The organism is Ruegeria sp. CRTD044 (assembly GCF_059613485.1).
In genome coordinates this window covers 76,156-93,242 of sequence record NZ_JBXWSP010000010.1, presented here as the reverse complement: position 1 = coordinate 93,242, position 17,087 = coordinate 76,156, and the positions used below count along the sequence as shown (strand labels likewise).

The following is a 17,087-nucleotide window of genomic DNA, read 5'->3' as shown; positions in this document are numbered from 1 at the left end:
CCCGGAACCAGCTCGCGTTTGGCGCGTTTCACTGACAGCGACGAAGCAATCGAAAGGAAATTACGATGAACTGGGACCAAATTCTTGGACGCTGGACCGAATTCAAAGGCAAGCTGATCGAGCGTTTCGGCGATTTGACTGATGATGAGATCGAACAAGCCCGGGGCGATCGCGAGCAATTGGAAGGCATCATCCAAAAGAAATACGGAGATTCGAAAGAAGACGTTCGGGAAATCGTGGATCGCCTGATGAAGGACATGTAGCCCAAAGGTAGATGCGCACATCGCGTGGGGTGGCGTCAGACCAATGGCGCCCCACACACTCCCAAAATCGACCCCAAAGGTAATCACGAGCGCCATGAAGCTGTCTGACCTCACCAACACGCCCGTTGTCCCAGCTGGAGCCGACCAAGCGATTGGTCGCGTTTCCGATATCGCCATCCGCGCTGGGCAGACCGAGTTGGAGTACGTCTTGGTCAATCTGAGCCTCACCGGAGGGAATGACCCGGTGGCGTTCACGGCCGATACGCTCGAATTTGGCGCAAGCGAGGTAACGTGCGCGATTTCCCAACAGCAAGTGGATCATCTGCGCCAGCGCAAAGACGACGAAGATCCCCTTGCAGTGGACATCGAAGGCCTGCCGCCCTTGGTCGTAGGGCCGTTCGGCAACGCGATTGCACCGGTTGTGATGGGGGCGGTCCTGAATGACGCCCTCCGCCAACGCCCCCAACCGACGCCACCCGGTAGCAACTTCCGGTGGTTTACGAAGGTGCAGGGCAACCCCGTGTTTGACTCGACTGGTGAGTTGGGCAGATTCAAGGATATTGAGTTCGACCCTGACACCAAGGCACTGCGGTTTCTTCTGATCGACGGGCGACCAGATATCCTGAGTTTTCCATTCGCCGAGTTACGCAATATTCCCGACGACGAACACTACATGGTTCTATCCAGGTCTTCCGACCCGCTGCACCCGGTCTGAGTATCTGGACACGGCTTGTCAAACTGCGCAGACGCGCGGTTTTTTCTTTTTAAAACAAATATTTTTGCATTTTTCTGGGAACAAGTTTCTGCGTCATTCGTTTGTTCAACAAGACCGCGGGAAATGCGGTCAGAACAGACCAAAGGAGTGAGCTATGAAACGTTTTCTGACCACAACTTCGATCGTTCTGGTGATGTCGGCATCGGCCTACGCAGAAAGCTCGAATGTCGAAGAAGTCGGCAAGAACCTGGAAGAGGCAGCCGAGGCAGCCGGTGATGCGCTGTCCAATACCGCGCAGGATATCAAGAACGCTGCGCAGAACACGGCGGAAGACGTCGACCAGGCAGCCGAAGCAACCGGTGAGTACATCAGCGAAAAAGCCGGACAGATGGCTGATGCGGTTGATCCCACCACCATCGACATCGAGGGTTATGTCCCCGTTGCCCAGGGCACTATCCCGGCCGAAGACCTGACCGGCATGCGCGTCTATGACGTCTCGCAAGAGTGGATCGGCGAGATCGAAGAGGTCGTCGTCGACATGGACGGAACGGTCGATGGGGCCGTGATCGGCGTCGGCGGGTTCCTCGGCTTGGGGGAAAAGGATGTTCTGATCGATTTCTCGCGCGTGTCGCTGATGCGTGAAGTCGATGGTGACAACACCTATGCATTTGTTCACGGGGACAAGGAGATGCTGAAGGACATGCCGGCCTACGAAGGGTCGTAAACCCTCTATTCAGTCGCAAAGCATGTGATCAAGCCGCCGGCCGATTTTTCGGTCGGCGGTCTTTCAATTCCTGTCCATCCGCCACGTTTAGATCAGCGGGCGCGGAACGGCTTCGGTGATTTCGACCAAGCCAAGCTCGGCTAGACCCTCAAGATCGTTAATCTGCAGCACATTGTTGGACCACTCGGCCAGGCCGAGAACCTTCAGCCGGCGCAGGGTCTTGTTCGTGTGAACCAGCGACAAGCCCAACGCATCCGCAAGATCCTGCTGCCGGTATGGCAGCGGACACCGCAAGCCTTTGGCCAATCCGACGGCCTGGGACCGTGTGTAGAAGCGGTGCAGGCTCCACGCGATCTTCTCGATCGCGCCGCGCTGGCCAACGGTTGTCAAGGCGTCGCCCAGGAAATGCTCTTCGACGGCTGCCAGGAATGTCAGGTCAAAGGCCCGATCAGGCTGGTTCTGATATAATTCGAACAGCCGCGAGCGATTGAACACGCATAGCCTCATCGCGGTTGTCGCCTCGACGGAGTGCCGCATCTCGCCCATGACCCCAGCCTGCAACCCGACCAAATCGCCGGGAAGCACAAAGCCGATGACCTGCCTACGACCGTTTTCCAGCGTTTTGTAACGAACGCCCATCCCGCTCAGGACCGTGAACAGATGCGCGGATTTCGCGCCCTCGATGAACAGTTGTGTTCCGGGTTCGGCCTGCATCTCGCCGGTTTTGAAACTCTGCATGAACCGCAGGTCGTCTTCCGCGAACGGCAGGAAGACGTCCATCTGCCTCAGCGGACAGTCCGCACATGCGATCAGAGAAATTTTTCGTTGCTGTGTCATAGTTTGTTGCGGCGCTGCGGGATTGCCCTACGGTGGCATCGAACAGATTTCAGGATGGTATTGATGAAAGCCTCTTCCCGCAGCGTAGCAGATGTTTTGATTGTTACGGAAAACTTTATCGAAGCAGCGGACATCAGTGATGCCGTCCCCGGAGTTTCGCCCGATCGCATTGTCCATATCCGCGAGCTGCACGCGGGCGGGCATTTCTGGCAGAATCCCAAATTCGCCCCGGCCTTAGGCGTTCTGAGCTATCGCAGAAGTGAGACGTCATTCAACGCCGTCGCGCGGCTGTTGGTTGAACGCGGCAGTGCACTGTTGCTGTTGGACCCGTCCCCCGAGGTGCAAGCTCAATTTGAATGCGCGGCTCTGACACGGCCTTTCACGGCCGCGGATCTTACCCGCACGATTGCATCCATTGATTTCAGTGGGAACGGCTTGAAGATCGGTTCTGATCCTGGGTGAAACGGCGCAGGGCGCATTGTGCCCCCAATATCCTTGAACGAAAAAAGCGCGGCCGATGCCGCGCTTTGTTTTGTACTGACAATTTCCGAACTGATCAGATCGCGCTGCGCGCGGCCTTCGGGCCAAAGATCAGCCAGCAGATGAATCCGATGACCGGAAGCAACAGAACGAAAAGGACCCACAAGATTTTTGCACCGGTCGTCGCAGACGAACCGATGATCGAGATAATGGCCCAGATCGACAAAACCAGGACGATCAGACCGCCAATGCCATATATTTCCACCATACCGAAGTTCCTTTCGAATTACGTGTCGTTGTTCCTACGAGGATACAACGCGATAGGTGGCTGAAAGTTCCCGACAAAGATCTGGGTGTGATCCCAGTTCTCGTAGAAGTCTTGAGGATTTCTTCGCCTGACGGAACCAAAACGACCGGCAGAACGTTGGGATTGAAGGTCGATACATGGGGTCAAAATGTCCGATACACACGAAGCGCCGCGAAAAGATCTTGTCGAGAAAGAAAGCGAGCGCGAAGCGGTCGAAGAAGCGTCTGGGCTGTCTCCGCGCCTGATATTCGAGATCATCCGCCAAAACGGCGAGGAGGAACTGGATCGCCCGACCAAAGCGTTGTTCTGGTCCGGGATTGCCGCAGGAGTGCTGATCAGCTTTTCGGTGCTGGGCGAAGCGATCTTGCGGGCACATCTGCCCGACACCAGCGGTCGGTTCCTGATCGAGAACCTGGGCTATTCTCTCGGCTTTGTTCTGGTCATTTTGGGGCGGATGCAGTTGTTCACCGAGAACACCATAACGACCGTCGTTCCAGCCATGATTAATCCGTCTGTTGCCTGCTTCACCAAAACCGCGAGGTTGTGGGCAATCGTTCTGGGTGCCAATGTGCTTGGGGCGTTTGCGATATCTGCCTTCCTGATCCATACGCCGGTGTTGTCGCCCCAGCTCGTCTCAGTCATCAACGACCTGAGCCACCACGCCACTGGCATGGGCGCCTGGGTTGGCTTTCTGCGCGGAGTACCGGCAGGGATCCTGATTGCGGCGATCGTTTGGATGCTGCCATCGGCACAGAACAACGAGGTGCTGGTCATCGTAATCTTCACTTGGATGATTGCGGCCGGTGACTTTACCCACGTCGTTGCCGGATCGGTGGAAATGGCGGTTCTGATGCTTCAGGGGCAGTTGCCACCAGGCGCAGCCGTTTTCAGCTTTTTCCTGCCCGTTCTGGCCGGCAACATCATCGGAGGAACCGCTGTCTTCACGATGCTGGCCTACGCCCAGATCAAACCCGAAATAGAAGAAGACCCAAAGCGCGGCTGAGGCGCTTTGGGTCTTTGGATCGCGGGTTGGTTGGCGTGGCAGTGACGAATAGCGGTTTCAGCGATTCCTGATGAAAAACCAGATCAGTAAACCGGCCAAACCCAAGCCGAGCATGGCCGGCAATACGTATTCGATGCCCATATCGGTCGCAGTGTACCGCGTGTTCTAACCGCGGTCCGCCTTGCGCAAAGCGAGGCCCAACAGGACACCCACGCCCAACGCTCCGACCATTGCCAAACCCGGGTTCTCGCGCACGAATGCGGCGCCCTTCTCGGATGTCTGTGTCAGCTGCTTTTGCGCCTCGTCGCGCGCCGTCTTCAACGTGTCACGCGTTGCGGTTACGCCATCTTCCAACGCTGATTTGGCCTCCTTGGCCACTTCGTCGATCCGCGCCGCCATCTCCACATGCGGAGTGTCCTGAGGGGCCTTCTTCGCCGTTTTCTGTGTCATGTCAGATCTCCTTTCACCGACCCAACGCGAGCGGTCGCCAATGGTTCCACCAAAATGATCCGGAACCAATCTGGGCTTCCAAGCGTTGACCCGTCAGTAGCCACAGAAATGAAAGGAAATTCCATGTTGTCCTGGGCGTTGATCTTTTTCGCACTTGCTATCGTCGCTGGCATCTTCGGGTTTGGCGGCATCGCGTCGGCCTCGGCCGGTATCGCGCAGATCCTTTTCGTGATCTTTCTGGTCCTGTTCATCGGTTCGCTGATCTTGCGGCTGATCCGTGGGTAAGCCCCCGCGCATCCGCACTCCCTGAAACAGTACCCCGAGGTTCAAAGCCCTATGAAAGATGCCGTCCATACCCAAACCGCCGCCGAATTGCTGATTGCCTGCCTCGAGGCCAACGGCGTGACCTGTGCATTCGGTGTTCCGGGTGAGGAAACAACCGATCTGATCGCAGCAATCGACAAGTCGAGCATCGACTTTGTCTTGTGCCGGCACGAGCAGTCGGCGGCGTTCATGGCATCGGTTCACGGTCGATTGACGGGGAACCCGGCGGTTTGCCTTTCGACGCTTGGACCTGGAGCGACCAACCTTGTCACCGGTGTGGCTGACGCTACGCTTGACCATGTGCCGCTGATCGCCCTCACAGGACAGGGTGCGCGGTCCAGGCTGGGCCGCGAAAGCCATCAGATCATCGATCTCGAAGCACTCTTTGCGCCAGTCACCAAGTTGAGCCGAACGCTGATGGTCGCGGATGAAATTCCCCAAGTCGTTGCCGAGGCCGTGCGGTTGAGCAAGATCGACAAACCCGGAGCCGTCCATCTTTCCCTGCCCGAGGATCTGGCCGAGGTCCCGACACTGGCCGAACCTTTCGTGGCCCCGCCGCCAGCCGAGGTGCGACCGGCGGCCGATGCGGTCATCCGTTCCGCGCGCCTGCTGGCCGAGGCGAAAAAGCCCTTGATCCTTGCAGGACATGGGGTGATCCGATCCGGCACCGCAAGCGACGTTCGGGCACTTGCGGAAAGCCTTTCCGCACCGCTCGTCACGACATTCATGGCCAAAGGCGTTTTGCCGCCGGGTCACCCGCTCTCGCTGCATTCGATCGGTCAACCGGGCAAGGAATTGGCATCAGAAGCCTTCGACCTGTGCGACCTGATCATTGCCATCGGGTTTGACCCGGTTGAATATCCACCCTCGAACATCTCGATGGGCGGTAAGAAGCCGGTACTCGAGATCACGGACGTGGCCTCGACTGTTGATGTGGACTGGCCGGTAAAGGCCGCTCTGACTGGGGATCTTCCGCACTGCATCGACGTTCTGGCCAAGGCCACCGCCGAACGTCCCACGCAAAGCTGGTTCAAAGGTCTCCAGCGGAGGATTGACGCCTCGCTGGAGGGTGGACCAACAGCTACCGATGCCGCCTGCGTCGCGCCGTCGGACATTTGTCAGGCGATTTCCGAGACGCTTCGCGAAAGCGACGTTCTGTTGTCTGGCGTGGGCCTGCACAAACTTTGGGTCGCCAGCAAGGTTCAAGCGCGCCGGGCGGGGCAAATCATCATTCCGAACGGCCTGGCCGGTATGGGCCTTGCGCTGCCCGGAGCGATCGAGGCTGCCCGCCTTTTGGACGAGGGTCGGGTGATCGCCGTTTGCGGTGATGGGGACTTTCTGATGAACGTTCAGGAGATGGAGACGGCGGCCCGGTTGTGCGTGCCCGTGACTCTTCTGGTCTGGGAAGACAACGGCTATGGTCTGATCGACGAAAAACAGCCAGGTGCGCGCGAGTTTTCCTTCGGCAACCCCGATTGGGAGTCACTTGCCCGATCCTTTGGCTGGGTCTACCACGACATCGAAAGCCACGGCAAACTGGCCCCTGCGCTGCAGGCGGCGGCTGACGTCGCCGTTCCGACCTTGCTGCGGGTGTCGGTCGACTATTCGGCTGATGGCGGGATGCCGACTGTCACCTGATTTTTTGCTGAAAGTGGAACAATACCCGGCTTTGGGCGTTTCTTCCCCAGTAGAAAAAAGGAGTTGTCATGACCGACGCATTGAACGTTGTCCCGAACGAAAACCCCGTTTCCACTGGCGTGCGCGACACCGCGCCCTTGGCCAAGGGTCTGGCTGATGTTCTGGCCGACACCTACCGGCTGACTTTCAAGACACATGCGTATCACTGGAACGTGGAAGGCCCGCTGTTCTATTCGATCCACAAGCTGACCGAAGAACAGTACGAAAACATGTTCGCCGCCGCTGATGAGATCGCGGAACGCATTCGCGCGCTGGGCCATCTGGCGCCCTCGCGGATGTCCGACATCCTGGATTTCTCGGCCATCAAGGATCGCGAAGGGGACCTGTCCGCCGCCGAAATGATCGAAGATCTGGCTGCTGATCACGAGCGGGCGGCTCACCGCCTGCACGCCCTGACCGAGCTTGCAGGAAGCCGCAAAGATGTCGTGACTGAAGATCTGGCGACCGAACGTTCGGCATTTCATGAGCAGGCAGCTTGGATGCTGCGGGCGATCTCGAAATCAAGCTGACGCGGTGACCGGGCGCGTGTGTCGTTTTGCGACCCAACTGTGCGCGTTTAAGGTCTTGTGCAGGCTTGCCGAAAAACCGGCAAGCCTGCACATTCCGATCTGGTGACTAGTCCAAAGGTCGGCAATGTCTGAAAAAAACACGAAAAGCCAAAACTTGGCCGAGGAGCGGACCGACTGGGCCGAAGACCGCACCATTTTGGCAAATGAGCGTACATTTGCGGGATGGATGAGAACCGGAATGGCATGCGTGGCCATCGCCCTTGGCCTCAAGGCCGTATTTTCCGCCGTCGAGCCCGAGTGGCTGGCGAAAGCCGCAGCCACTCTTTTTGTGTTGATCTCGCTGCTGATCTATTGGGGAGCGTGGATGAACGCCCGCCGCGTGTATTCCCGATTGGAAGCGCACAGCGCCCAACCGGCATCTCGCTTCCACTTGCAACTGGTTGTCGGAAGCCTGTCCCTAGGTTCAGTCGCGTGTTGCCTTGTGTTGTGGTTGGTTTAGACGCCCTTGTGCCGTCGTTGTTTGACTTCGTTTACGGTGCGGCCAAAGACAGCCAACCCTAATTTCCCGCTTGCCTGATCCCCAGTTGCTCTGCCTGCACTGGTCCAGGAAAAATCCAGCTCCCGGCGGTCCAATGCCGAGGAGCAGTGCACTAATTTTTTTTTGCAGCATCGAAATTTTGGGCTCGAAGTGGCCCTTCGCGGAATTGCTTTGTGACCGCTCATTGGAGCTATCGGCCGTTTGCCCAATAGCCCGGGCTATTTAGAACGCGTCGATAGAACGTACCCTGACTTCGCGCCCGTATATCTTGTCTTCTGTGCACAGTCCAAATTTAGAGCTTCTGAGGTTGCGGTTTGCCTTGCGATTTTGGACAGGGTGCTTCGTCAGGCGATCAAATTTTTTAGTATGACAGGCTGACTGGCTTTGAGCCGCAATTCCTCTGGAACGACACGACTCCAAGAAACCTCCCCACCTTTCTCGGAACATACTTGCAATCGTGCCTCTTGGCGTAGTCACCTATGAGCGACGAGCGGAGGAAGTCGATGAAGCCTTGGACAATCATGTTTTGTGCGTTCTGCACATTCGCTCTTGTCGCTTGTGCCCCGAAAGTTCGTACATATGAGAAGGTTAATTCGGTTTCATTTTCGGCTAGGACAAACAACGCACTTGGGCAGGCGGCGACCCGGCTTGGGGACCCAAAAGACGGCCGGTCCGGTGTCAAATTGATCAGCGACGGTGAACAAGCCTTGGTGTCACGGCTTCTACTCGCTGCAGCAGCTGAACAATCGATCGACGCTCAATACTACCTTTTGCATAACGACCCGACAGGTCATCTCTTTGCGGCCAGTCTTTTGCAGGCGGCGGACCGAGGCGTACGTGTTCGCTTGCTTTTGGATGACATGGACACATCCGGATATGACGCGATGACAGCCGCATTGGACTACCACGAGAATATTGAAATCCGTTTGTTCAATCCTTTCTGGCGCAATCAAAGCCTGATCATTGCCGGGCTCACGGATTTCAAGCGGATCAATCGCAGAATGCACAATAAGTCGATGACCGCAGACAACGTGTTCACAATTGTCGGTGGCCGGAATATAGGCGCCGAGTACTTCCTGGCACGGGAGGAAATGAACTATGCGGATCTGGATGTTCTGGCAGCCGGTCCCGTCGTAAATGAAGTTTCCAAAAGTTTTGACGAATATTGGAACAGTGAGTTCGCGGTTCCGGCCCGCGTGGTCGTCGGGCAACCTGAAGAATTTTCGCTTGGTCAAGCGCGAAGCAGACTGAATGAACTCGTGGAGGCGGCAAAGCGGACCCAGTACGGCGAAGCTCTCAGAAAATCTGCAAGGGAGAGTTTTGCAGACGGCACGCTTTCCTTGGATTGGGTGCCTGCAAAACTCTACGCCGACCCGCCTTCCAAAGCCGCAGGGCTTGATAACTCAGGTCCAATTCTCGCGTCGCAATTGCTGCCGTATTTCGAGAGTGCCGACAGGGAGGTCAATATCGTTTCGGCCTACTTCGTGCCACGCAACAACGGCGTGAAGTGGATGACCGAACTGGAAAACCGAGGTGTCGAAGTCAAAGTCGTAACCAACTCGCTTGCTTCAAACGACGTAGCGCCAGTCTATGCACACTACGCCAAGAAACGCCGGGCTTTGCTGCGCGGTGGTGTCGAGCTTTATGAATTGCGGCCTGACGCTTATCAGGTCCAACGTCGTGGAATAAACTGGGCTCAATCTCGGTCAGGTCTTCACTCCAAAGCGTTCGCTGTCGATGACCGATATCTGTTTGTCGGTTCGTTCAATTGGGACCCTCGTTCAGTCAACATCAACACGGAAATGGGCATTCTCATCGACTCTCCAGCGCTGACCGCACAAACGATGGGTGCTTTGGATGATGCGCTTCCAGCTTATACATATCATGTGACGCTGGAGAGTGCTGGCCAACTCAAATGGAGAACCCGGGGCGAGGACGGAGAAATTCTTGAATATGACTCAGAACCAACGGGTTCGGCTTGGGACCATATCGTGGCTGGATTTTTTAGTATTCTACCAATCGGCTCTCAGCTTTAGTAGAGTGGGAGAAGGTCCGTTCTTCTGCTGTGCTGTTGACGTTCTATCAATTGCATTGCGCTTGTGGCAGTCTTCTTCGCATTTGAAGAAAAGTGGATAAGCAGGAGGGGCACATGGAAATCCGAACCACATCCGGGCGCGGCCGTCTATACGACAGCGTCCTGGACACGGTCGGCAACACGCCGTGCATTCGCATCAACAAAATCGCGCCGGCCAACGTGAAGGTCTACGTCAAGTTTGAAGCCTTCAACCCCGCGGGCTCGGTCAAGGACCGCCTTGCGCTGAACATCATCGAAGCTGGTGAAAGGGAAGGTCGGCTGAAACCCGGGCAAACGGTCGTCGAGGCTACCTCGGGAAATACCGGGATTGGTCTTGCGATGGTATGTGCCGCAAAGGGTTATCCGCTTGTGGTCACTATGGCTGACAGCTTCTCGGTGGAACGCCGCCGGTTGATGCGGTTTCTTGGGGCCAAGGTTGTGCTCACGCCTCGTGCGCTCAAGGGTTTTGGGATGTACTACAAGGCCAAGGAGTTGGCCGAGGCAAATGGCTGGTTTCTCGCCAGCCAATTCGAGACAAGCGCCAACGCCGACATCCACGAGGCCACGACAGCGAGGGAAATACTAAGCGACTTCGAAGGAGAGCGGCTGGATTACTGGATCACTGGTTATGGAACGGGCGGCACTGTTTCGGGCGTCTCGCGCGTGCTCAAGCGGGATCGCCCTGACACCAAGATTATCCTGACCGAACCTGCAAACGCTGCGATTGTCGGGTCTGGCTACGTGAACACCCGCAACGAGGCCCATCAGCCCACTGAGAGCCATCCGGCCTTCGAGCCGCATCCCATTCAGGGTTGGACGCCCGACTTCATCCCGTATGTGCTTCAGGAAGCTCTGGACAATGCTTACTACGATGAACTGCTCCCCGTCGCCGGAGCGGATGGTATTGCATGGTCCAGGCGTCTGGCCGCAGAGGAGGGGATATTCACCGGAATCTCAGGGGGATCCACATTTGCCATCGCAATGGAAGTGGCCAAAAGCGCCCCGGACGGATCGGTGATGCTGGTGATGCTGCCCGACACAGGCGAGCGGTATCTTTCGACACCGCTCTTTGACGGGATTGCCGAAGATATGACGGATGAGGAACGAGCGATTTCCATGTCGACACCAACGGCGCAAATGCCGTCTGATTGAGCCGGGTCTCGTTGCTAATAGATCCGGGTATTAGACCGTTCGATCTGCGGCGTTGATGCCGTCTGAAATTCTGCGGACAGCGTGGTTATGGCAATGCGTGGCTCGACGATCAAACGCTCCGGTTGGGTCGCGATGCATACGTTGAGCAGGCTTCAACGAGGGGCTGCCGAGTTTCCTTTATCATGGTCGCGCCTGTGCGGGTGAATACTGACCTATTGCGTTGATCGAGAAAGCCTGTCGGTGACCAAAGACTGTCTACTCAGCGGGAAGCGCAGAAATTGCACCGCCAACTGAGCAGTGCCTAAGCGCCCTTCCGCAGGGCGGATTGGGTGATCCAGCACCTCCGCAGCCTCAGGCTGGGGGTGTATCATCTTCTGGGGCATTCGATGGGCAGCATGATCGCTCAGGAAATCGCCCGGCGGGATTTTGAAAGGGTGGACCGATTGGTGTTGTACGCAACCGGCGCGATTGGCGTTTTGCCCGAGCGGTTCGAGACCATTGAGGAAAGTAAAAAGCGTGCGGCAGAGGACGGCCCCGCCGCAACCGCCCATCGGATCGCTGCAACTTGGTTTCTGGATCGTGAAGCCGCACAAGGGTTTGAGCACTGCGCCGCCGTCGCCGCGCAAAGCAAACTGGCTGCAACAAACGCTGGCCTGGACGCGATGTACTCTTGGTCCGGAGAGCAGAACCTCAGCCAAATCCGGCAGGAAACACTTGTGCTTTGGGGCGATCGGGATCGGACTTATCCGTGGAGCCAGACTCATATGCTTTGGCAAGAAATCCCCAAGACCTCGCTTGCGGTCGTGCCGGGTTGCGCCCATGCGGTTCATGCCGAGAAGCCTGAACTACTCCAGCGTCTGGTCTCCGACTTTCTGGAGTGATGGGTGCTGCAGGCGGCAGGGTGCTCTGCAGGAAATAGCCGCGTTCGGGCTGTTGAAGTTGCCTTGGCGTCTATACAAGAGCGAAGCGGGTTTTTCTTCGTGCCAGTCGCAACGCGCAGGTTTCCTGCGCTGGGCCAGAAAAACCTAAGTCAATCGCTCGTAGCTTGATTTGACGGCGACATAGGGCCAACACTCATGTCTCACGAAATGCTTTCGCAAAATAGTCGCTGAACGGTTTGATCAGGTAGGCAATCGGTGTTCTGTCCTGCGTCCGTATGAAGGTTTCGACCGGCATTCCAGGAACCAGAGGTGTTTCCGCGGGCAGTTTTTTCTGCTCCCCGGCGTTCAGTGCGATTTCGGCCGTGTAGTAGGTCTGGTTTGTCGAAGCCTCCTCGAACGCATCCGCAGAAACCAAGGTGACCCGTCCTGTCAATTCGGGCGTCTTTCGCTGATCCATGGCCGAGAAGCGCAAAACGACATCTTGTCCCACGAACATCTGGTCGACGTGAATAGGGTCGACGCGGGCACTTATGATCAGCGGACGATCCTGCGGAACGAGGTACAATACCGGATCAGCCGGTTTTACGACCGCACCAAGGCTGAAGATGTTCAATCCGTGTACGACCCCAGAGACCGGCGCCGTGATTTCAAGGTTGGCGATACGATCTGCAATATTCGTCGTTTCCTCGCGCAACTCCAGTTCCCGATACCGCAGGTCCCTGAGGCGGGTAATGGCATCTTCGCGGCGTTTGCTTTGCAATTTGAGGATTTGAATCTCGATTTCGGTCTTTCGCCCTTCGGATTCCGCGATACGGGCAGTCAGATCACCCATCGTGCCGCTCAGGCGTGCTTCTTCCCGTTGCAATGACAGAACGCGGGATGCGGGGGCCAATCCGCGTTCAAACAAGGACTCTTGATCCGTCAGTTCCTTTCGTATCAGGTCCAGCTGGGTGGCAAGCGCCAGTTTTTGAGCATCAATCCCGACAATCTGGCTGTCGATCTGACCAACCCTTTTGAGTTGTTGATCAATCTCCTGCGCGATGGATTGCTTGCGCGCCACAAACAAACGTTCCTGCCCAAAGACCAAGTCCGCGATGTCGACGTCCAAAGATGCGGCTTGTTGAAGTATGGGATCAAAGCGGATTTCTTCGGATCCGTCTCTTTCCGCCTCAAGCCGGCCACGGCGGGCCATGAGTTCGTAAAGCTCTTTTTCGGCGATCGCCAATTTGGTGGCAAGGTCATTGGACGCCAGCTTGATCAGCACATCACCGGCCTCGACCACGGACCCTTCGTCGACACGTATCTCGGCGACCACGCCGCCATCAGGGTGTTCCACAACCTGTTGATTTTGGTCAACTTCAATTCGACCGCTGGCAACGATTGCCCCGGCAATATTGGTCGTGAAGGACCAATATCCAAAGCCCCCAAGCAACAGTATCAGGCCCACGAGACCCACGAGCACTGGCCCGCGCGCAGACCACGACAGGGACGAGTTCACGTCGGACCGTTCCGGTTTCATTTCAGGCCTCCCTGTCTGGCGGTTTTTGCGATTTGTTCGTGGTTGATAACGAGTTTCCGAAGAACGTCTTTCTTGGCGCCAAAGTCCCGGACGGTGCCGTTTTCAAGCATTATCAGCTTGTCGCATTCCTGGATTGCGGCCGGCCGGTGGGCCACGATCAACACGGATTTTCCGTTTGCCTTGAACTCTTCAATTGCGCGATTGACCGCGGCACTGCCTTCCACGTCGAGGTTTGAATTTGGTTCGTCCAGCACCAGCAGAACGGGGTCGCCGTACATGGCGCGGGCAAGGCCGATACGTTGCATCTGACCACCGGACAGTTGCCCTCCGTTCGCCGACACGTAGGTGTCATAACCATCAGCGAGCCGCAGTATCATCTCATGCGCATCTGCTTTCTTTGCGGCTGCCACGACGGCGGCATCGTCCGGCTCGGGCGCCATTCGGGCAATGTTTTCGGCAATGGTGCCGTCGAACAGTTGAAACCGCTGCGGAAGGTAGCCGATAAGGCTGCCAAGTTCGGTCGAGCCGTATTGATCCAGCGCGGCGCCATCCAGCCGGATCGTGCCGCTGTGCGGACGCCATACGCCAGTCAGAGATCTGGCGAGTGTGGACTTTCCCGCGCCGGACGATCCAATCAAGCCAACCGCTTCGCCTGGGTTCACGTTGAAGGAAACGGATTTCAGAGCGGCTTGCCGTGAGTTCGGCGGAAAGACGGTCAGGTTTTGAACAACCAACTTGGCTTTGGGTTTCGGCAGTCGCGTATTCACACGTTCGGGCGGTACGGTGCCGAGCAGTTCGGCCAGATTGTCCCAGCCTCTTTTTGCGGTCTGAACCAACTGCCATTGCGCCACAAGCTGCTCCATCGGTGCCAGCGCCCGGCCCAGCAGGATTGAGCTGGCAATCATTGCGCCTGCAGTCAGTTCCCCCTGAAGCACAAGATATGCACCAACGCCAAGGATGGCTGACTGCAAAAACAACCGGAAAGTCTTTGTTACGTTCGCAAAGCTGCCGCTTACGTCGGCCGAGCGGATCTGCTCCTTCAGCGCCCGGTCGCGCAAGGCCTTCCACCGCGTGAAGGTCGCATCGCGCATACCCATCGCCTCAACGATTTCGGCTTCGTTCCGCAGCTGGTTGGACATTGCTTCGGACGAGGCGACAGCACGGCTGGCATTCGACATGGGCCGTGCCGAAAAAACTCGGTTCAAACCCGTCAGTGCCAAGATGAGCAAACCACCCAACGCAGCAACAGCGCCAAGCCACGGGTGGAATATCCAGATGCCCAAGAGGAAAACGGGCGTCCAGAATACGTCGAAAAAGGCCATTGGAACCGGAGATGACAGAAGCCGCTGAACAGCCTCAAGATCGCGCAGGCCGGTTTCCGTTTGATCGTCCGGAGCGACCGAGGCCTTACGCTGCACAGCTTCGAAAACCCGACGGTCAAGGCGTGCCTGGAAACGCGCCGCGACGCGTCCGAAAATCCTTCCCCGCGCATATTCAAGCAGGCCCAGAATGCCGTACAAGAATGCAACAAGCACAGAGAGAGCGACCAGCGTTTCCACCGATCTGCTGCCCAGAACCCGGTCGTATACCTGCAGCATATACAATGGCCCGGTCAGCATAAGAAGGTTGGTGAAGCAACTGAGAACACCGACAAAAACGTAAAGCCGCCAGCTTTCCCGACGCACTTCGCGAAGTTCCTGACGCCCCGTTTCGACTACGAATTTGGGTTTTCCCATTGGCCGTCACCTTTGTTCTCAACTGATGACCGATACGCTGATCAGACCCGGCCGGATTTGTTTTTTGATTTTGGCCTCAGCGGGCGCGGGAACGATCCACGCGGTGTCGCGAGGAACATATCGTGATTCATAAATATTTGATCCGAACGGCCTGTGCGCTCCGTACCAGCGGTAAGCCAATCATTGGCTTGCAAATCTCAGGTGGAGGAAATTATGACGACAATTGCAGGAATTGCCGCAGGAAATCCAAGCTTTAGCATTCTTGTCGCAGCAATAGGTTTTATCGATGACCAGAAGGGGACTGACTACCTCGGTGTCCTCAGTGGAACGGCCGGTGACCCTTCTGCGACCTACACGGTTTTTGCCCCGACAAACGCGGCATTCGGGCAGCTCGCAGCTGATCTGGGTTTTGCGGGCGACGTTACCGACACCGCAGCCGTAACCGCATTTCTGACCTCTTTGAACGAAGATCCCGTCGAAACCGCAACGCTGCTTGAGACGATCGTCACCTATCATGTTGCAGCTGGCACCCAAGGGTCGTCCGAGATTGCGTCGGCGGGTTCGGTGACCTCACTTCAGGGCGGAGTGATCGATGCGTCCGAGCTGCCGACACTTGGCGATCTGGAGCCGGACCTCATCAACCCGTCGCTGGTGCAGACAGACATTTTGGCGGACAATGGCGTGGTCCACGTGATTGATCGCGTTCTGCTGCCGATCGATCTGCCAGGCAATGACGCCCCGACGATCACCGAAACCGTTCTTGCGGTAAGCGGCGCATCCGGTTTTGACGAAAACGGAGGTGATTTCGATATTCTTCGAGAAGCCCTGATCGCGGCTGATCTGGCGGGCGCCCTGAATGACCCGAATGCCGACCTTACCGCCTTTGCGCCGACCGATGACGCGTTTATCGCGCTCTCGAACTCGCTGGGATACGAAGGCAGCGATGAGGGCGGAGCGTTTGCATACCTTGTAGACGCACTGCGTTTGCTCAACGGCGGAAACGATCCCATCGAGCTGTTGACAACGGTGCTGACCTACCATGTCTCGGGTGAAAGCCTGCAGGCCAGCCAAGTTCTGGCATCTGAGGAAATCGAAACGCTCCAGGGCGGAACGATTGGTGTGGATGCCGAGACCCTTACCCTTATCGATGCCGATCCGGACGTTCAGGATCCAAGCCTCATCGCGACCGACATTCAGGCGTCGAACGGTGTGATCCATGTGTTGAACGGCGTTCTGCTGCCCGCCGATCTGCAGCAATCTGACGGTTCAGGGGCAGTCGATTTCGTCATCGGAGACGATGGTCGCGAAGTCATCCGCACGGGCCGGGACAATGACCTGATCGATGCCAAGGGCGGCAACGATATCGTTTTTGCAGGAAGTGGTGACGATCTGGTTCTCGCCGGTGACGGTCGGGACAAGGTTTTCGGCGGCAAGGGTGACGACACCCTGAACGGCGAGGGTGGAAACGACATCATCTTCGGCGGCCGCGGAAATGACGAGATCGCGGGCGGTGCCGGAAACGACAAACTCATCGGCGGCTCGGGCTCTGACAGCTTCGTCTTCGAACAAGGCGGCGGTCATGACACTGTGTTCGGCTTTCGCGCAGGTCGCGACAAGATCGACCTCAGCGCCTATGGCTTCACAGATTACGAGGAAGTCGAGGATGCGATCAGCGGCCGTTTCTTCAAGACCAAGATCGATTTGGGAGACACGGAAATCTCGTTGTTCGGCGTCCGCGCCAGCAGCCTAGACGAAGGTGATTTCATACTCTGATGGGCAAGCCCGCCTAGACTGGTCAAAACTGTTTGGGCGGGCTTTTCTTGTTGAAATTGCTTCACTACATTTTTCGTTAACAGTGTTTTGGATGTGTCTGGCGA

18 protein-coding genes are annotated in these 17,087 nt (G+C 56.9%); 13 read left to right on the top strand and 5 right to left on the bottom strand.

Translation table 11 applies throughout. From position 1 onward, the window contains the following. The first annotated feature begins 65 nt into the window (after nucleotides 1-65). The 3 genes from AC2FNL_RS09980 to AC2FNL_RS09970 all read left to right on the top strand — a co-directional run bounded on the left by AC2FNL_RS09980 (nucleotide 66) and on the right by AC2FNL_RS09970 (nucleotide 1,702). Complete coding sequence (locus AC2FNL_RS09980; protein WP_093961665.1) at nucleotides 66-263, top strand: CsbD family protein; 198 nt, start codon at nucleotides 66-68, stop codon at nucleotides 261-263. A 94-nt stretch (nucleotides 264-357) separates the two neighbouring features. Further along, complete coding sequence (locus tag AC2FNL_RS09975; RefSeq protein ID WP_496833403.1) at nucleotides 358-978, top strand: PRC-barrel domain-containing protein; 621 nt, start codon at nucleotides 358-360, stop codon at nucleotides 976-978. 154 nt (nucleotides 979-1,132) lie between these two features. Next, a complete protein-coding gene (locus AC2FNL_RS09970; protein WP_496833401.1) occupies nucleotides 1,133-1,702 on the top strand; it encodes a PRC-barrel domain-containing protein in 570 nt (189 codons plus the stop codon). A gap of 87 nt (nucleotides 1,703-1,789) precedes the next feature. On the opposite strand, the gene AC2FNL_RS09965 is transcribed toward AC2FNL_RS09970, so the two are convergent. Beyond that, nucleotides 1,790-2,482: a Crp/Fnr family transcriptional regulator gene (locus tag AC2FNL_RS09965; protein ID WP_496833400.1), complete on the bottom strand. Its 693-nt coding sequence runs from the start codon at nucleotides 2,480-2,482 to the stop codon at nucleotides 1,790-1,792. A gap of 111 nt (nucleotides 2,483-2,593) precedes the next feature. Here AC2FNL_RS09965 and AC2FNL_RS09960 point away from each other — a divergent pair, with 111 nt between their 5' ends. Then, nucleotides 2,594-3,001 carry a hypothetical protein gene (locus AC2FNL_RS09960; protein ID WP_496833398.1) on the top strand — a complete coding sequence of 136 codons (408 nt, stop codon included), beginning with the start codon at nucleotides 2,594-2,596 and terminating at the stop codon, nucleotides 2,999-3,001. A gap of 94 nt (nucleotides 3,002-3,095) precedes the next feature. Here the strand turns inward: AC2FNL_RS09960 and AC2FNL_RS09955 are convergent, their stop codons facing one another. Further along, entirely contained in the window at nucleotides 3,096-3,287 is a 192-nt protein-coding gene (locus AC2FNL_RS09955; RefSeq protein ID WP_496833397.1) for a PLD nuclease N-terminal domain-containing protein, read from the bottom strand. A 187-nt stretch (nucleotides 3,288-3,474) separates the two neighbouring features. Here AC2FNL_RS09955 and AC2FNL_RS09950 point away from each other — a divergent pair, with 187 nt between their 5' ends. After that, a complete protein-coding gene (locus tag AC2FNL_RS09950) occupies nucleotides 3,475-4,329 on the top strand; it encodes a formate/nitrite transporter family protein (protein ID WP_496833396.1) in 855 nt (284 codons plus the stop codon). Nucleotides 4,330-4,494: 165 nt separating this feature from the next. Here the strand turns inward: AC2FNL_RS09950 and AC2FNL_RS09945 are convergent, their stop codons facing one another. After that, the gene (locus AC2FNL_RS09945) at nucleotides 4,495-4,779 is read right to left on the bottom strand and encodes a hypothetical protein (RefSeq protein ID WP_496833395.1); all 285 of its coding nucleotides are present in this window, start codon (nucleotides 4,777-4,779) and stop codon (nucleotides 4,495-4,497) included. A 123-nt stretch (nucleotides 4,780-4,902) separates the two neighbouring features. On the opposite strand from AC2FNL_RS09945, the gene AC2FNL_RS09940 reads away from it, so the two are divergent. The 7 genes from AC2FNL_RS09940 (at nucleotide 4,903) to AC2FNL_RS09910 (ending at nucleotide 11,955) form a co-directional block, all read left to right on the top strand. Further along, entirely contained in the window at nucleotides 4,903-5,064 is a 162-nt protein-coding gene (locus tag AC2FNL_RS09940) for a DUF1328 domain-containing protein (protein ID WP_093961673.1), read from the top strand. Between the two features lie 51 nt (nucleotides 5,065-5,115). Continuing rightward, complete coding sequence (locus AC2FNL_RS09935; protein ID WP_496833393.1) at nucleotides 5,116-6,741, top strand: acetolactate synthase large subunit; 1,626 nt, start codon at nucleotides 5,116-5,118, stop codon at nucleotides 6,739-6,741. A 68-nt stretch (nucleotides 6,742-6,809) separates the two neighbouring features. Continuing rightward, nucleotides 6,810-7,310: a Dps family protein gene (locus tag AC2FNL_RS09930; protein WP_496833392.1), complete on the top strand. Its 501-nt coding sequence runs from the start codon at nucleotides 6,810-6,812 to the stop codon at nucleotides 7,308-7,310. 226 nt (nucleotides 7,311-7,536) lie between these two features. Continuing rightward, the gene (locus tag AC2FNL_RS09925; protein WP_496833390.1) at nucleotides 7,537-7,809 is read left to right on the top strand and encodes a DUF202 domain-containing protein; all 273 of its coding nucleotides are present in this window, start codon (nucleotides 7,537-7,539) and stop codon (nucleotides 7,807-7,809) included. Between the two features lie 542 nt (nucleotides 7,810-8,351). Further along, nucleotides 8,352-9,884 carry a phospholipase D family protein gene (locus AC2FNL_RS09920; protein ID WP_496833389.1) on the top strand — a complete coding sequence of 511 codons (1,533 nt, stop codon included), beginning with the start codon at nucleotides 8,352-8,354 and terminating at the stop codon, nucleotides 9,882-9,884. A gap of 113 nt (nucleotides 9,885-9,997) precedes the next feature. Continuing rightward, nucleotides 9,998-11,074: a PLP-dependent cysteine synthase family protein gene (locus tag AC2FNL_RS09915; protein WP_496833387.1), complete on the top strand. Its 1,077-nt coding sequence runs from the start codon at nucleotides 9,998-10,000 to the stop codon at nucleotides 11,072-11,074. Nucleotides 11,075-11,403: 329 nt separating this feature from the next. Continuing rightward, nucleotides 11,404-11,955, top strand: coding sequence for an alpha/beta fold hydrolase (locus AC2FNL_RS09910; protein ID WP_496833385.1), 552 nt, complete (start codon nucleotides 11,404-11,406; stop codon nucleotides 11,953-11,955). Nucleotides 11,956-12,148: 193 nt separating this feature from the next. Here the strand turns inward: AC2FNL_RS09910 and AC2FNL_RS09905 are convergent, their stop codons facing one another. Both AC2FNL_RS09905 and AC2FNL_RS09900 read right to left on the bottom strand, forming a co-directional pair. After that, nucleotides 12,149-13,474 carry an HlyD family type I secretion periplasmic adaptor subunit gene (locus AC2FNL_RS09905; protein ID WP_496833384.1) on the bottom strand — a complete coding sequence of 442 codons (1,326 nt, stop codon included), beginning with the start codon at nucleotides 13,472-13,474 and terminating at the stop codon, nucleotides 12,149-12,151. Then, on the bottom strand, nucleotides 13,471-15,210 hold the full coding sequence (locus AC2FNL_RS09900; RefSeq protein WP_496833382.1) for a type I secretion system permease/ATPase: 1,740 nt from the start codon (nucleotides 15,208-15,210) through the stop codon (nucleotides 13,471-13,473). Before AC2FNL_RS09900 ends, AC2FNL_RS09905 begins: the two co-directional genes overlap by 4 nt. A 213-nt stretch (nucleotides 15,211-15,423) precedes the next feature. Between AC2FNL_RS09900 and AC2FNL_RS09895 the strand changes: the two genes are divergently transcribed. After that, nucleotides 15,424-16,983 carry a fasciclin domain-containing protein gene (locus tag AC2FNL_RS09895; protein ID WP_093961680.1) on the top strand — a complete coding sequence of 520 codons (1,560 nt, stop codon included), beginning with the start codon at nucleotides 15,424-15,426 and terminating at the stop codon, nucleotides 16,981-16,983. Nucleotides 16,984-17,087 lie beyond the last annotated feature (104 nt).

What these genes read in the sequence shown, in the direction of transcription:
- AC2FNL_RS09930 (WP_496833392.1), top strand. Translation starts at nt 6,810, where the DNA reads ATGACCGACGCATTGAACGTTGTCCCGAACGAAAACCCCGTTTCCACT.
- AC2FNL_RS09895 (WP_093961680.1), top strand. Translation starts at nt 15,424, where the DNA reads ATGACGACAATTGCAGGAATTGCCGCAGGAAATCCAAGCTTTAGCATT.
- AC2FNL_RS09980 (WP_093961665.1), top strand. Translation starts at nt 66, where the DNA reads ATGAACTGGGACCAAATTCTTGGACGCTGGACCGAATTCAAAGGCAAG.
- AC2FNL_RS09975 (WP_496833403.1), top strand. Translation starts at nt 358, where the DNA reads ATGAAGCTGTCTGACCTCACCAACACGCCCGTTGTCCCAGCTGGAGCC.
- AC2FNL_RS09960 (WP_496833398.1), top strand. Translation starts at nt 2,594, where the DNA reads ATGGTATTGATGAAAGCCTCTTCCCGCAGCGTAGCAGATGTTTTGATT.
- AC2FNL_RS09905 (WP_496833384.1), bottom strand. Translation starts at nt 13,474, where the DNA reads ATGAAACCGGAACGGTCCGACGTGAACTCGTCCCTGTCGTGGTCTGCG.
- AC2FNL_RS09925 (WP_496833390.1), top strand. Translation starts at nt 7,537, where the DNA reads ATGAGAACCGGAATGGCATGCGTGGCCATCGCCCTTGGCCTCAAGGCC.
- AC2FNL_RS09900 (WP_496833382.1), bottom strand. Translation starts at nt 15,210, where the DNA reads ATGGGAAAACCCAAATTCGTAGTCGAAACGGGGCGTCAGGAACTTCGC.
- AC2FNL_RS09945 (WP_496833395.1), bottom strand. Translation starts at nt 4,779, where the DNA reads ATGACACAGAAAACGGCGAAGAAGGCCCCTCAGGACACTCCGCATGTG.
- AC2FNL_RS09970 (WP_496833401.1), top strand. Translation starts at nt 1,133, where the DNA reads ATGAAACGTTTTCTGACCACAACTTCGATCGTTCTGGTGATGTCGGCA.
- AC2FNL_RS09955 (WP_496833397.1), bottom strand. Translation starts at nt 3,287, where the DNA reads ATGGTGGAAATATATGGCATTGGCGGTCTGATCGTCCTGGTTTTGTCG.
- AC2FNL_RS09950 (WP_496833396.1), top strand. Translation starts at nt 3,475, where the DNA reads ATGTCCGATACACACGAAGCGCCGCGAAAAGATCTTGTCGAGAAAGAA.
- AC2FNL_RS09965 (WP_496833400.1), bottom strand. Translation starts at nt 2,482, where the DNA reads ATGGACGTCTTCCTGCCGTTCGCGGAAGACGACCTGCGGTTCATGCAG.
- AC2FNL_RS09940 (WP_093961673.1), top strand. Translation starts at nt 4,903, where the DNA reads ATGTTGTCCTGGGCGTTGATCTTTTTCGCACTTGCTATCGTCGCTGGC.
- AC2FNL_RS09915 (WP_496833387.1), top strand. Translation starts at nt 9,998, where the DNA reads ATGGAAATCCGAACCACATCCGGGCGCGGCCGTCTATACGACAGCGTC.
- AC2FNL_RS09935 (WP_496833393.1), top strand. Translation starts at nt 5,116, where the DNA reads ATGAAAGATGCCGTCCATACCCAAACCGCCGCCGAATTGCTGATTGCC.
- AC2FNL_RS09920 (WP_496833389.1), top strand. Translation starts at nt 8,352, where the DNA reads ATGAAGCCTTGGACAATCATGTTTTGTGCGTTCTGCACATTCGCTCTT.